Origin of the sequence: Cryobacterium sp. Y62, assembly GCF_002929785.1 — a bacterium.
In the GTDB taxonomy this organism is placed as follows: domain Bacteria; phylum Actinomycetota; class Actinomycetes; order Actinomycetales; family Microbacteriaceae; genus Cryobacterium.
The window spans coordinates 140,238-152,972 of the sequence record NZ_PJJK01000115.1 but is presented as its reverse complement, the minus strand read 5'-3'; the positions used below and the strand labels follow the sequence as shown (position 1 = coordinate 152,972).

The 12,735-nt window shown below is 64.9% G+C and carries 13 protein-coding genes, 1 pseudogene and 1 riboswitch; of the genes and pseudogenes, 7 read left to right on the top strand and 7 right to left on the bottom strand.

All coding sequences use genetic code 11. From position 1 onward, the window contains the following. The first annotated feature begins 471 nt into the window (after nucleotides 1-471). Nucleotides 472-903 carry a hypothetical protein gene (locus CXY71_RS14905; RefSeq protein ID WP_104136926.1) on the top strand — a complete coding sequence of 144 codons (432 nt, stop codon included), beginning with the start codon at nucleotides 472-474 and terminating at the stop codon, nucleotides 901-903. A 169-nt stretch (nucleotides 904-1,072) separates the two neighbouring features. On the opposite strand, the gene CXY71_RS14900 is transcribed toward CXY71_RS14905, so the two are convergent. From CXY71_RS14900 to CXY71_RS14885, 4 genes are read right to left on the bottom strand one after another with little or no spacing between them, the layout of a single operon-like run. Further along, nucleotides 1,073-1,897: an energy-coupling factor transporter transmembrane protein EcfT gene (locus tag CXY71_RS14900; RefSeq protein WP_104136923.1), complete on the bottom strand. Its 825-nt coding sequence runs from the start codon at nucleotides 1,895-1,897 to the stop codon at nucleotides 1,073-1,075. Further along, entirely contained in the window at nucleotides 1,894-3,576 is a 1,683-nt protein-coding gene (locus CXY71_RS14895) for an ABC transporter ATP-binding protein (protein WP_158253113.1), read from the bottom strand. The genes CXY71_RS14900 and CXY71_RS14895 overlap by 4 nt, the downstream gene beginning before the upstream one ends. After that, the gene (locus CXY71_RS14890) at nucleotides 3,569-4,183 is read right to left on the bottom strand and encodes an ECF transporter S component (protein ID WP_104136919.1); all 615 of its coding nucleotides are present in this window, start codon (nucleotides 4,181-4,183) and stop codon (nucleotides 3,569-3,571) included. The genes CXY71_RS14895 and CXY71_RS14890 overlap by 8 nt, the downstream gene beginning before the upstream one ends. Continuing rightward, on the bottom strand, nucleotides 4,173-4,805 hold the full coding sequence (locus CXY71_RS14885) for a YkoF family thiamine/hydroxymethylpyrimidine-binding protein (protein ID WP_104136918.1): 633 nt from the start codon (nucleotides 4,803-4,805) through the stop codon (nucleotides 4,173-4,175). The genes CXY71_RS14890 and CXY71_RS14885 overlap by 11 nt, the downstream gene beginning before the upstream one ends. Before the next feature lie 17 nt (nucleotides 4,806-4,822). Further along, nucleotides 4,823-4,933: riboswitch (TPP riboswitch) on the bottom strand. A 140-nt stretch (nucleotides 4,934-5,073) separates the two neighbouring features. On the opposite strand from CXY71_RS14885, the gene CXY71_RS14880 reads away from it, so the two are divergent. The 3 genes from CXY71_RS14880 to CXY71_RS14870 are packed head-to-tail and all read left to right on the top strand — an operon-like array spanning nucleotide 5,074 to nucleotide 7,132. After that, nucleotides 5,074-5,415, top strand: a complete 342-nt coding sequence (locus CXY71_RS14880) for a PadR family transcriptional regulator (RefSeq protein ID WP_104136915.1) — start codon at nucleotides 5,074-5,076, stop codon at nucleotides 5,413-5,415. Next, nucleotides 5,412-6,323 carry a hypothetical protein gene (locus CXY71_RS14875; protein WP_104136912.1) on the top strand — a complete coding sequence of 304 codons (912 nt, stop codon included), beginning with the start codon at nucleotides 5,412-5,414 and terminating at the stop codon, nucleotides 6,321-6,323. Before CXY71_RS14880 ends, CXY71_RS14875 begins: the two co-directional genes overlap by 4 nt. A 35-nt stretch (nucleotides 6,324-6,358) precedes the next feature. Further along, entirely contained in the window at nucleotides 6,359-7,132 is a 774-nt protein-coding gene (locus tag CXY71_RS14870; protein WP_146072844.1) for a hypothetical protein, read from the top strand. A gap of 5 nt (nucleotides 7,133-7,137) precedes the next feature. Here CXY71_RS14870 and CXY71_RS14865 read toward each other — a convergent pair whose 3' ends face one another. The 3 genes and pseudogenes from CXY71_RS14865 to CXY71_RS14855 form a co-directional block, all read right to left on the bottom strand. Beyond that, entirely contained in the window at nucleotides 7,138-8,337 is a 1,200-nt protein-coding gene (locus tag CXY71_RS14865; RefSeq protein WP_104136907.1) for a hypothetical protein, read from the bottom strand. An 86-nt stretch (nucleotides 8,338-8,423) separates the two neighbouring features. After that, nucleotides 8,424-8,651 (bottom strand): YbdD/YjiX family protein, encoded by a 228-nt coding sequence (locus CXY71_RS14860; protein ID WP_104136905.1) that lies wholly within the window; start codon nucleotides 8,649-8,651, stop codon nucleotides 8,424-8,426. Further along, nucleotides 8,651-9,931, bottom strand: a pseudogene (locus CXY71_RS14855) (carbon starvation CstA family protein). Before CXY71_RS14855 ends, CXY71_RS14860 begins: the two are co-directional and overlap by 1 nt. A 202-nt stretch (nucleotides 9,932-10,133) precedes the next feature. Between CXY71_RS14855 and CXY71_RS14850 the strand changes: the two are divergent. The 3 genes from CXY71_RS14850 (at nucleotide 10,134) to CXY71_RS22700 (ending at nucleotide 12,604) form a co-directional block, all read left to right on the top strand. Continuing rightward, entirely contained in the window at nucleotides 10,134-11,519 is a 1,386-nt protein-coding gene (locus CXY71_RS14850) for a glycine--tRNA ligase (protein ID WP_104136902.1), read from the top strand. A 67-nt stretch (nucleotides 11,520-11,586) separates the two neighbouring features. Then, complete coding sequence (locus CXY71_RS22705; RefSeq protein ID WP_368665890.1) at nucleotides 11,587-12,054, top strand: alcohol dehydrogenase catalytic domain-containing protein; 468 nt, start codon at nucleotides 11,587-11,589, stop codon at nucleotides 12,052-12,054. After that, complete coding sequence (locus tag CXY71_RS22700; RefSeq protein WP_368665889.1) at nucleotides 12,026-12,604, top strand: zinc-binding dehydrogenase; 579 nt, start codon at nucleotides 12,026-12,028, stop codon at nucleotides 12,602-12,604. Before CXY71_RS22705 ends, CXY71_RS22700 begins: the two co-directional genes overlap by 29 nt. Nucleotides 12,605-12,735 lie beyond the last annotated feature (131 nt).

The window sequence follows — 12,735 nt, the reverse complement described above, 5'->3', positions numbered from 1 at the left end:
TATTCGCCATGCTGCGAGACGGCACCCTCTACGAAACTGAACACCAACTCGCTGCTTGACAAAAACATAGGGGCACCCCCCGTCGAAGTTTGTTGCCCTTTAGCTCAGCCGTACTCTCGGTCGATCGCCGGGTATGCGCACAGGCCATCACCATTCCGGCGATGGTGGCGCGGTCGATCGTTGCGACCGGGTGACTGCGACGACTGACCCACCCGTTGAGCATCAGCAGCGGGAGCAACTGCGCTTCGTTCTTGACCGGCATTGGTAATGGTTTGGCCAAACCCGTGGTCCTGAAGACTCAACCGACGCTCAAGGCATCGCCGCAAACGAACGCATGACGCGCAGCGACCCCCGCCATGCGCTTCGCTCGGGTTGGCGGAGTCTTGGCTTGCCGGCAATGGCAACCCGAGTAGTTAGTCTGACTAACCAGCATGACAATATAATCATGCAACCCAATCCCTGGCTACCCGATTGGATGCGCGCCGCCCTCGGCGTGCTCTGCACGCTCGCGCCCGGCTCGATCTACGGTACGCGATCGCCACCGCCCGGGAGTTTCTCGCCGATGCCGGCACCAGTGCCGCGGAATGCTTCGGCAGTCCCAAACTGCTACGCCGCCGAGCTCAACCTGCCGACCATTCCGCAACGCACCGTGAATGGTGGGGACTGCGGGAGGGTCTCGGACTGCTCGGACTCCTCGGGTTCATGGTTTCAGCTCTGCCTCTCGTGCAGGGTGAGCCGGTCAGCGTCGACCTGCCCACACTTTCGATGTTCGCGGTCGTGATCATCGGCGCGATGCTGATTCCGACTTTTTTGTCCTCCCTTGTGAGGGTGCGCCCTCGGCGCCTGGATGGTCGTGGTTGCCGTCTTGCGGGGCTTCGCCCAGCCATCGTCCTGCGCCTGTAGACGGACTCTGCGCAGTCGCTCTTCACCGTGCCCGCGCTCTTTGGCGAGCCGCTCGAGTGCTAGGCGTCCGTGGCCGGGGAAGCCTCCACCGAGCCCGGAGTTTCACTCCGATGCAGCCGCCAAGCCGTGTGCTTGACCCCGATTTGAACGGCAAAGTCACGGGTCGGTGCTAACCCAGGACCTGATATCCGCGGAGAACGCCCAGCAGCGCACTCAGCCCGACAACCACGCCGAGCACGGTCAGCACCGCGGCGGCCATGGCCCAGTCGGTGCGGGTGAGGGGGATACGCCGCCAGGTGCTGCGCGGGGTCAGGCCGAGGCCGCGCGACTCGAGGGATTGCGCCATCCGCTCGCCCTTACGAATCGACAGCACCAGCAGGGCGAAGGCCGCCCGGCCGTATTGACGGAGGCTGCGAGGCGGCTTGCCATTGGCGCGGAGGGGAACGCGCACCGCGTGCGCGTGGCGGATAGTCTGCCACTCCCTCGGTAGGTCCTCGAGCATGCGGTAGCCCGCGAGCACGGCGTAGGTGAGGCGCGAGCCGAGCCGGGCGTGCTGGTGCAGGCTGGTCATGAGGGCGACGCCGTCGGTCGAGAGGACAAAGCCGATCGAGAGCACGCCGATGACGAGGGTGCGCAGGGCGAGAGCGGCACCCACGAGCAGCCCCTCGGTGGTCACGCGCAACGCGCCGGCCTGCCAGAGCACGTCTCCGGGACGGCTGAGGGCATTGACGATCAAAAGGCCGAGGGCGAATGCTAAAAATGGAATATGCGCCAAAACGAATGCCTTTACGGGAATGCGAGCGGTTGCAGCGATCGCACCCAGCGCGAGCAGGTACAGCACCAGTGGTGTGATCGGATCGAAAATGAACATGAGCACCAGGGACACAATGAACAGTAGCGCGAGTTTGATGGTCGGGTTGCGCCGTGAGAGCAGGTTGCCGGGCGGCCTCGTCGGGGCAGCGCCGGTTCGCGTGGTGATGAGTTCGGAGGTCATTTAGTGCCTTCGCCCGTGGTAACGGCAGCATCGAGCTGCCCGAGCACGCGCCGAATCTGCGCATCGGAGCTAAATTCTTCGAGCAAATGCCGAATCAGCGGCGGCAGCACGAGCCCGGCCCGGTTCAGTACCTCATTCAAGCGCAGCACCTCGAACACCGGCCCGTCGGCGATCACCGTGCGGTCGGCCAGCACGATCACCCGGTCGGCCAGGGTCGCAACGGTGCGCAGATCATGACTTGAAAAGAGGATGCTGCACCCCGCGTCGGCCGCCCGGCCGAGCGCTGCCAGGGTTGCGATGGTGTCACGTCGGTCGAGTCCAAAGGTGGGTTCGTCGGCGAGCAGCACCGGCCGATCATGGGCGAGCATGGCGGCAACGCTGAGTCGCCGCTTCTCGCCGCCGCTCAGCCGAAACGGGCTCTGCTCGGCGAGGTGCGTCAATCGGTGCCGCTGCAAAATGGCACGCAGTTCGTCATCGTCCAGAGTGAGCCCATGCCGGATCTCGGCGCGCACGGTGTGTTCCACGAATTGGTGCTCGGCATTCTGAAAAATCATGCCGGGTCGGGCGCCGGTGACGGTACCGGCCGATGGCCGGGACAGCCCCGCTAGCGTGAGTAACAGAGAGGTCTTGCCCGCGCCATTGCCGCCGAGCACCGCCACGATTTCGCCGCCCCGCAGGGTGAGGCTCACCCCGGCGAGAACCGGTGTAGCCGTCCCGCTCGGCGCGCGGACGCGAGCTCCACCTCCGCGATCAATGGTCAAATCCGTAGCGGTCAGAACGTTCCGGCCGAAGTTCTGGCGTCTCCCCAAAGCTCTGACCGGCTCGCCGAGTGACCGAATGCCGGCGCGCACGGCGGGCTCCCCCAACCCGCCGGAGCAACCGGTGACGGCGAGCAATTCAGTTTCGAGAGGCAGCCAGCATCCGTTTCGATTAAGCGACGGCCCGTGCTGGGCGAGCACGTCGACCGTGGGGCCATCGGCAATGACGGTTCCGGCCTCGCCGAGCACGAGGGCGCGCGGCGGCAGCCCAGCGATACCCCCCGTGCCTGCGAACTCGTCGATGCGGTGTTCGACCAGCACGACGGCCGGCCGGTAGGTGTCGACGGCCGAACGGATGGCGCGGCGCACGGCGCCAAGGCCCGCCGCGTCGAGCATCGAGGTGGGTTCGTCCAGCAAGAGCACGGCCGGTTCGGCGATGAGGGTGGCGGCGAGGGCAATGCGCTGGCCTTCCCCACCGGACAGCTGCGCGGTGGACCGGTGTCGCAGCATTCGTGCCTGCACAGCGTCAAGCGCGCGATCGATGCGAGCTGAAATGAGCGCCGGGTCGATACAGCGGTTTTCGAGCGGCAGCGCGAGTTCCTGTTCGACATCGGGCAGGCAGACCGACGACGAGGGGTCTTGCGCGACCACGCCGACGAGCCGGGACAGCTCGACGACGGAGGTATCGGCGGTGAACGTCCGGCCCAAGTGCACACTGCCGCCGAGGGAGGCCACGACCGAGTGCGGAATGACACCGGTGATGGTCTGCAACAGGGTTGATTTACCCGAGCCGGAGGCGCCGACCACGATGAGCTGCTCGCCCGGTGCGAGGCGCACCGACACGTCGGTCAGTACCGCATCCTGCCGACGCGGGAATCGCACCGATACGTCCTGCAGCGTCAGGATATCGGTCTCAGGCATGGGCGAGACGGTCGCGGCCGATCGCGAAGTTGTCGACGACGCCGGTCTTGTCGAGGGCATCGACGATGATTTTGGCGAACAGCCCGCCGATAATCACGCCGGAGATCAGCTGGATGGCGAGGCGCAGCAAAAAGATCTCCTGGCCGTACCAGCCAGAGCGAAATGCCGAGTAGAAGAACACCAGCCCGGCGCCGAGCAGCCCCGAGAGCGCGTAGGTTCGCCAGCTGTAGTTGCGGTATCGGGTGAGAGCGAACGGAATCTCGCTGCCGGCGCCCTGAATGGCGGCGCCGACGAAGAGCAGCGGCCCAACCATGGAACCGAGAAAGACGACCTCGATCACCGAAGCGATCACCTCCGCAAAGATGCCGGCGAACGGGCGTCGTACGATGGCGATCGCGATCGGGGCGACGAGCAGCCAGGAGCCGAGCAGAAAGTGCTGCGCGAGGTCGCCGGCCGGACCCATCGCGATCGACAGGGCGGTCCAGGCCTGCACGAAAATCCAGTACAGAAAGCCGAACACGACACCGAGCACGACGACAAGAACGAGATCTTTCAGGCTCCAACGCTTATTGTGAGCGGATGCCGGCCGGCTTAGGTCAGGACGCATTGGAATTCACGCTCGGGCTGTTGATGGAAATCGTCGCGTGGGTCGCCACGTGCTGCACGGTTCGGCCGGCCACGATCCAGCCGGCGGCGATGACCTGCAGCACCAGGGCGAGGTCGCCCTCGAGCCGGGTGACGAAGTGTTCGCTGTGCACAGCGAGCCCGGAGCTCTTGGCGCTGTCGATCGCAGCGTAGATGTCGCGCATGTGATCTGCGGAACCGGCGTCGTCTTCCAGTGGATAGAGTGCCCATTCCGCGACGGCGTGCACGCCGGTGGGGGCGAGGTCCACGACCTCGGCGAACAGTCCGCCGGTGGGCGGCAGGGCGCAGGTGACCTCGCCGGGGCATCCTCGGGAGAATTGCACCGTTGCCGTCACGTGGGCGCCGCTGCGGCTTGCGCCCGCCACGACCTGGCTGACGTAACGCAGCAGATCGGGTTCGGCGCCCGATAGGTAGGTGCTGACGACGCCGGTCTGGGTGGTGAGCCCGGTGGAGTCGGCCGCCTTCAAAGCGCCGAGAATGACGGCGGCATAGTCGTCGCGCATGACGGCGAGGGTGAGGCGCGCGCCAATGCCGAATTCTGCCGGGGTGGCGGTGAAAATTGGAGTTGGAATGATCGTGCCCATTTCTTTCGTGGGGGCACGGGAATGACGAGTCAGCCTCCCTGCGCTGGCATGATCCAGATCAGGTTCGACGGTCGAAGCCTCTGCAGCTTCCTCTCAGCCCGATTAATCGGACTCCCGTGTTGATACAACGCAAGTATGGCATGCCCTAGCCGGGTCGAGGTCGCAAAGGTTGGTGGCCCGGGCTCGGCGCGCGAAAGCCGAGCCGGGCAGGGGTGCCGAGGCCATGGTTCGAGTAGACAGTCTGGCTAACTAGTGAGACTATGTAGTCATGCAACCGAAATCCTGGCCAGCCGAGTGGATGCGCGCCGCCCTCGGCCTCTGCGTGCTTCGCACGCTCGCGCCCGGCCCGACCTACGGTTACGCGATCGCCTCGGCGCTCGAATCCGCCGGCTTCGGCGTTATCAAGGGCGGCACTCTCTATCCGCTGCTGACCCGCTTTGAAGCCGCGGGCTGGATCGCCGCCGAGTGGCGACCGGGCGCCGGGGGACCGGGCCGCAAATACTTCGCGCTCACCGACTCCGGGCAGTACGAGCTCTCTGACCAATCCGGTCAGTGGAAGCTCTTCGCTACCACCGTGCATGACCATTTGCAGAAAGGGCCGGCTGCATGATGACCAGCAACCACCACGATCACGACAGCAGCGATTCGGGCAGAACTGCGGGAGGCCCCGCTGGTTCAGGCGGCGCCGCTGCGAGTGACGTCGTTTACAGCACAGCTAACGAGGAGCGCGCCGTTGCTGGCAGTGCGGGCTCGATCAGCGGCCCGGCGGGCATCCGCTCGGCTGAAACCGAGCGCGAGAGCGCAAACGCGGCCTGGCTCGATGATTTCACGATCGAACTGCGCCTGCTCGAGGTTTCCGGCAGCCTCATCGGCGATGCCGTGGCCAGTGCGGGGGAGTTTCTCGAAGATTCCGGCACGACGGCCGAGGAGTCTTTTGGCAGCGCCCAGCGCTACGCGGCCGAGCTCGACCTGCCGGCCGTTGCGAAAGCCAAGACCAATGAAGTCTTGCTGATGAGCGGCATCGGGGTGATCGGGCTGGTCGTTCTCGGCCAAACTGCGTTCCCCCTCGCGGGCGGCGACGACGGCCTAGTTGTCAGAGTGTGGTTGCTCGTGTCCCTCGTGGCGATGGCTTTGATATTGTCCTTGATACCGAGAGCCATTCCGGTGCTGCTGCGCGCGCGTTCACGCCCCTTAGTGCTGGGGATGATCTTCGCCGGAATTGTGTTTGGCGGTGCCGGTCCCGTTCTGCTCAGCGTGTGGCAGGGCCAAACGGTGTTGTTCACCGTTCCCGCGCTGCCGGTTGCCATCGCCGCCGGAATTCTGCTGGTGGTGCCTGCCATTTGGAATCAGGTGCGTCACAATCTCAGTGACGACCCCATTCTGGAACCGGGCGCGGAGCCTGATCAGCGCCCATCGCTGGGGTCGCGCCTTTTCATCGTGGTCACGAACTGGATCCTCGTATTTTATGGCGCCGTCAGCATCGTCCTCGTCTTCGTCCTCTACCCGGACAACCAGTAATGCCCGATCTCGCAATCGAAAGGCTCGGCCCAAGCATGATGACCAGCACTCCACGCGATCATGAAAGTGGCCGAAGGGGCATCCGCTCTGAACAGACGGCCACCAACGATGCCACCTGGTTCGATGAATTCACGATCGAACTGCGGCTGCTCGCCGTGCGCGGCAACGACATTGGCGACGCCGTGGCCAGCGCCCGGGAGTTTCTCGCCGATGCAGGGTCGAGCGCCGAGGAATGCTTCGGCAGCCCTAAGCGCTATGCCGCCGAGCTCAACCTGTCGACCGTTCCGCTAAAAGCGGTGAACGGTCTAGGCCTTCGGGCCGGTCTGGGGGTGTTGGGGCTTTTCGGCTTCACGCTCTCGGCGCTGCCGCTCGTGCAGGGTAAGGCGGTAAAGATCGACCCGGCAACACTTGTGGTCGTTGCTGCCGTGGGCATCGTCGCGGTACTCCTCCCGACATTTCTCAAGGTGTTCGTGCGGATGCGCCTGCGCATCTGGATGATCGTGGTCGCGGCCGTCCTGGGTTTCGGTCCCTCCATTGCGCTCAGCCTGTGGGGCGGCGCAAGGGTGCTCTTCACCGTTCCCGCACTGCCAATCGTGATCGTTTCCACGCTGCTCGTGCTTGTTCCAGCGATCTGGAGCCAGATGCGCCACTCTCCGCACGATGACCCAATCATCGAACCGGGTGGGGCACCGGAACTTCGCCCCACGGTATCGACCCGGCTGTTCCTCGGGATGATGACCTGGTCGATGGTGAACCTGTCGATTGTTGTCTGGCTGTTCGCGCTGTTGGGTGAGCCGCTCGAGCGCTAACGAGCTCAGGGGTACCCCACAAACCAGAGCAGCACAATCGCGACCGGCTGTAGCGCGACAGAAACAGCGAGCAGCCCACGCCGCAGCGGCTTCGACCTGGCGATCGCCGGGTCGCCGAGCAGCGGCGCGAGTGGCAGCAGCAGCCGAAACAGGCTTTGCTGCGGCAGAAATACGGCCACCAAATAGAGTCCGTAGCTCGCCGAATACGCGACGATTTCCGGTCGAAGCGGATGCAGCGCTCGCCGCGACAACCACCACCCAAACCCGGCCACGAGCACGAGCACCAGCACAGTGCCGGCCACGCCGAGGTACTGTCCGGCCATGAGAAACCACGGCGTGAGCGGCACGAACTCGACCCGGCCGACGAAACCGGTCCACCAGGACAGCTCCGTATCGAGGTACGCGTCGGACGCCCCGGTGACTGCGCCGGCCACGAGCGGCCAGGCCAGCCCGGCCGCGGCGATAGCCAGCCCCGCGACCACGATCGACCAGCGCTCGCGCCAGGCAAAGCGATCTCGCTCGCGCCAGCGCAGCACCAGCAGGATCGCGAGGGCGAGCGACAAGGCGAGCACGCCTGGCCGAGTAAACGCGGCCACCACCGCAAGCGGAATCATCAGCAGATAGCGCTTCGACAGCATCAGGCCCAGGCTCGCAAAGACCAGGAACAGAAACAGACTCTCGGCGTAGGCTACCTGCAAAATGAACGACAGCGGCCCGAAACAGAACAGGGCGACTGCCCACAGCGCGCAATGCTCCCCCACCCGCGGGGCGAGCAGCCGGTACAGCATGAGCGCCGCTCCGACCCCGAACGCAATCGCCACGAGCGTGCCAGCGACGTAGAAATCGAGGGCGGTCACCGCCGAGACGCCGCGCACGAGCCACGGAAACATCGGCAGAAAGGCCCAGGCATTCGGCTCGACCTGGCCGGCAGCATCCGTTGGCAGCTCGCTGGGATACCCGTGCAGCGCAATCTGCCGGTAAAAAGAGCTGTCCCAGGAACCCGAGAAGGTGAAGAAATTCGGGTCGCTCCGATAGCTCGCGAAGGGCCAGTCCAAACGAGTCGCGACGGCGAACAGGGTGGCTAGCAGTGTCGTTGTGAGCAGCCGCGAGCCGGCCCAGATCAGCAGCACGAGCCCCCACGGCGGTAGCCGGCCGAGCCAGGGGTGCAGCGCGCGCAGGCGCTGCACCCTGCCCCCGTTCGTCATCGCCCCAGACTAGCGGCGCGGCGGGCGAGCGCGGGCCACCCGACCGACGTGCGGCTGGGTGGGCCGCATCCGATCAAGCAGCAAAGCTAGCAGCAGCGCCTCTGCGGGTTCTGGTCCTGCCGGTCGGTCTGATCCCGCCAGAATTCGCGCGCCGTCATCAGCGGATGCTGCGCGCCGTCAAAGTCGGCAGCATCCGTTTCGCAGCAGGCCGCGTGATGCGCCACATATTTCTCGTAGGCGTCCTCACCGAGGACGCCCTTGAGATACCAGATCACGCCGCGGGCGCCCTTGCGGACGCCCGCCAGAACGGTCATCAGCGGCCCTTGACCTTGATCTTCTTTTCGACCGGAAGGGCATCCCACTCTGCCTGCAGCACCTTCTCTGGCGCAGTCATGATGAATCCGGCCGGGGCGTAGATGCCGTGGTCAATCGACAGCGCCGCGACGAGGGCCATGATGGCCACGAGCGACTCCATGAGTATGCCACCGTAGCCGATGAAGCGAGTCTGGCGTTCCTTCTGAATGAGCTTGGGCGTGGTGCCAGAGGCGATGAGTGCGTGGAAACCGGAGAGGGCGCCGCAGGCGATCGTCACGAACAGAAACGGAAACAGCGTTCCTGCCACGACGGGTCCGGTGCCGGTGGTGGCGAAGCCGCTGACCGCCGGCACGCTGATTTCCGGACGAATGATGACGATCGCCACGGCGAGCATGCCGATCGTACCGATCTTCATGAAGGTTGACAGGTAGTCGCGCGGTGCGAGTAGCAGCCACACGGGCAGAATCGCGGCGATGAAGCCGTAAATGATGATGCCCCAGGCGATAGTAACCTTGTCGAGCAGCAGGTAGGTCTGGCCCCATTCGGTGCCGTTGACCATGCCGCCGCCAACGATGGCGGCGATCAGCAGCACGAAGCCGATGATGGAGATCTCAGTGATCTTGCCCGGGCGGAAGAAGCGCAGGTAGCAACCCATGAACAGCGCAATGGGGATGGTCATTCCGACCGAGAAGACGCCCCACGGGCTCTCGGCGAGGGCATTGGTGACAACGAGCGCGAGAATGGCAACGATGATGACCATAATCACGAGGGTCGCGATGAGGGCAGCGGTGCCGCCGATCACGCCGAGTTCGTCGCGGGCCATCTGTCCGAGGGAACGGCCGCCGCGCCGCATGGAAAAGTGCAGTACGAGGTAGTCCTGTACGGCGCCGGCAAGCACGACGCCGACAATGGTCCAGATCGTACCCGGCAGATAACCCAGCTGGGCGGCCAACACGGGGCCGACCAGGGGGCCAGAGCCGGCGATGGCGGCGAAGTGGTGACCGAACAGAACGTGGCGGTCGTCGGGGCGAACGATGTGCTTCTCGATGAACTTCGAATAGAAGCGGTAGCCGATGAGATAGGTGCAGATCGCGGCGAACACGAACCAGATCGCGTTCACGGTCTCACCGCGCACGACGGCGAGCATGACCCAGCTGAGGCCGCCGAGCAGAGAAATGACCGATCAGATCGCGTTCTTCAGCGGCGTCCACTGGCGATTGTGGGCTTCAAGTTCTTCCGGATTCAGGGCGACCGCGAGGTCGTGCGGAATCCGTTTCAGAGCGGTCGGTGATTCAGTCGTGCTGGACGTGGCGCCCATTTCTCCTCGTTGAGCCAAGACAGATACTGTCAATCTGCACTCTTACGTCACTGCGGCCGGAGCCCCGCCCAGAGGCGGTGCGGGAACGACGGGCGACGTGAGCGCGTAAAATGGACATCCGGGCACTCGCCCGCATTCTGCGCCTTCGACCATTGGAGCCACCGTGGCCGCACCCACTCATCTTGATTCCGTCATCGCCCTCGCCCGCCACCGTGGCTTCGTTTTTCAGGCCGGCGAGATCTACGGCGGTTCCCGCTCCGCCTGGGACTACGGACCCCTCGGTGTCGAGCTCAAAGAGAACATCAAGAAGCAGTGGTGGCGTTCGATGGTCACGAGCCGCGACGATGTCGTCGGCCTCGACTCGAGCGTTATTTTGCCTCGCCAGGTCTGGGAAGCATCCGGTCACGTTGAGGTTTTCAGCGACCCGCTGATCGAGTGCACGAGCTGCCACAAGCGTTTTCGCGCTGACCACCTCGAAGAGCAGTATGAAGAGAAGAAGGGCCGCCCGCCCGAGAACGGTCTCGATGACATTGCCTGCCCCAACTGCGGCAACCGTCACATCTGGACCGAGCCACGTGCCTTCTCCGGTCTGCTCAAGACCTACCTCGGCCCGGTCGATGACGAGGCCGGCATGCACTACCTGCGCCCCGAAACCGCGCAGGGCATCTTCGTGAACTTCGCCAACGTGCTGCAGGCGTCGCGTTCCAAGCCGCCGTTCGGCATCGGCCAGATCGGTAAGAGCTTTCGCAACGAGATCACTCCGGGAAACTTCATCTTTCGCACCCGCGAGTTCGAGCAGATGGAGATGGAATTCTTCGTCGAGCCCGGCACAGACGAGACCTGGCACCAGTACTGGATCGACACCCGGATGAAGTGGTACACCGACCTCGGTATCAACCCCGAGAACCTGCGCCTGTTCGAGCACCCGGCCGAGAAGCTCTCGCACTACTCCAAGCGCACAGTCGACATTGAATATCGCTTCGGATTCACCGGCACCGAGTTCGGCGAGCTCGAGGGCGTGGCAAACCGTGGCGACTTCGACCTGTCGACACACGCTAAGGCATCCGGTAAAGATCTGTCCTACTTCGACCAAACGAAGAACGAGCGCTGGACGCCGTGGGTGATCGAGCCCGCCGCTGGCCTCACTCGCTCGCTCATGGCTTTTCTGGTCGACGCCTATGTTGAGGAAGAGGTTCCGAACGCCAAGGGCGGTGTCGACAAGCGCACCGTGCTCAAGCTTGATCCGCGCCTGGCACCGGTCAAAGCCGCGATCCTGCCGCTGTCGCGCAACGAGCGCCTGTCGCCGATGGCGCGTGAGCTCGCGTCGAGCCTGCGCCAGCTCTGGAACGTCGACTTCGACGACGCCGGAGCGATCGGCCGCCGTTACCGCCGCCAAGACGAGATCGGCACACCGTTCTGCATCACGGTCGACTTCGATTCCCTCGACGATCAGGCCGTCACCGTACGTGATCGCGACACGATGGCACAGGAGCGCGTGCCCCTCGCTGAGCTTGAGGCCTACCTGACCGTGCGGCTGCGCGGCGCCTAGTCCGCTTTGAGAACGGATGCTGGCGGCCGAGTCTGGCCGCCAGCATCCGTCGGGCAGACTGTAAACCATGAAAGCGGTCTATTTCGAAGAATTCGGTGTGCTTCCGGTGCTGCGAGAGGTACCAGAGCCGCTGCTCAGTGCAGCCGGCGTGATCGTGCGGGTCGAGGCGACCGGACTCTGCCGCAGTGACTGGCACGGCTGGCTCGGCCACGAACTGGTCGGCGTGATCGATGCGGTCGGGCCGCTCGTGCGCCGATTTCGCATTGGTCAGCGCGTAACCGTGCCATTCGTCTGCGCCTGCGGCGAGTGCCCGGAGTGCGACGCCGGCAACGGGCAGGTCTGTCGCAACCAGACCCAGCCCGGATTCACCCACTGGGGTTCCTACGCCGAGCGGGTCGCGCTGCACAACGCCGACGTGAATCTCATCGCCATCCCCGATGCCCTCGACGCCGGCGCTGCCGCGCTTCTCGGCTGCCGGTTCGCCACCTACCTCATACCGCGGACTTGTGCACCAGGCGGGGCTGCAGGCGGGTGAAACTCTCGTGGTCGTCGGCTGCGGCGGAGTCGGCCTGAGTGCGGTCATGATCGGGCAGGCGCTCGGCGCGATCGTCATCGCCGTCGACATCAATTCCGACGCGCTCGGAGCGGCGAGCCGGGTGGGAGCCGCTTACGTGGTCAACTCGGCCGGGCTGCCCAACGACGAGGTGGTCGCGCGCATTCGGGCGCTCGTATCAGGGGGTGCAGACGTGAGCCTCGAGGCGCTCGGCCGGGAGAATACGGTCGCCATCGGCATCCGTTCTTTGGCTACGCGCGGACGGCACGTGCAGATCGGCCTGCTTGCCGACGATCCGCGCCTGCCGCTCGGCACGGTGATCGCGCGCGAACTGACTGTGCTGGGCAGCCACGGCATGCCCGCCCGGGACTATCCGGCGCTGCTTGAACTCGTATTGAACGGACGATTGCGCCCGGGGGACTTGATCAACCGCCGAATCAGCCTCGCTGAAGCGCCGGAGGCCCTCGCTGCAATGTCATCGCCCGGGGCGCCCGCCGGAGTCACCCTGATCGAGGTCGCCAGCCCGATATGACCCAGTCCGGCCCGCGCTGTGTGGCTAATTCAGGCAATGCGGGTCACCGTGTGCGGTCGAGTGCCCTGACTCCGGGGTTGATCAGCCTGTACCGGGCCGATTTCCTGAATTAGCCACAGGAAGCGCCGGTG

What these genes read in the sequence shown, in the direction of transcription:
- CXY71_RS14900 (WP_104136923.1), bottom strand. Translation starts at nt 1,897, where the DNA reads ATGACCTCCGAACTCATCACCACGCGAACCGGCGCTGCCCCGACGAGG.
- CXY71_RS14895 (WP_158253113.1), bottom strand. Translation starts at nt 3,576, where the DNA reads ATGCCTGAGACCGATATCCTGACGCTGCAGGACGTATCGGTGCGATTC.
- CXY71_RS14890 (WP_104136919.1), bottom strand. Translation starts at nt 4,183, where the DNA reads ATGCGTCCTGACCTAAGCCGGCCGGCATCCGCTCACAATAAGCGTTGG.
- CXY71_RS14885 (WP_104136918.1), bottom strand. Translation starts at nt 4,805, where the DNA reads ATGGGCACGATCATTCCAACTCCAATTTTCACCGCCACCCCGGCAGAA.
- CXY71_RS14880 (WP_104136915.1), top strand. Translation starts at nt 5,074, where the DNA reads ATGCAACCGAAATCCTGGCCAGCCGAGTGGATGCGCGCCGCCCTCGGC.
- CXY71_RS14875 (WP_104136912.1), top strand. Translation starts at nt 5,412, where the DNA reads ATGATGACCAGCAACCACCACGATCACGACAGCAGCGATTCGGGCAGA.
- CXY71_RS14870 (WP_146072844.1), top strand. Translation starts at nt 6,359, where the DNA reads ATGATGACCAGCACTCCACGCGATCATGAAAGTGGCCGAAGGGGCATC.
- CXY71_RS14865 (WP_104136907.1), bottom strand. Translation starts at nt 8,337, where the DNA reads ATGACGAACGGGGGCAGGGTGCAGCGCCTGCGCGCGCTGCACCCCTGG.
- CXY71_RS14860 (WP_104136905.1), bottom strand. Translation starts at nt 8,651, where the DNA reads ATGACCGTTCTGGCGGGCGTCCGCAAGGGCGCCCGCGGCGTGATCTGG.
- CXY71_RS22705 (WP_368665890.1), top strand. Translation starts at nt 11,587, where the DNA reads ATGAAAGCGGTCTATTTCGAAGAATTCGGTGTGCTTCCGGTGCTGCGA.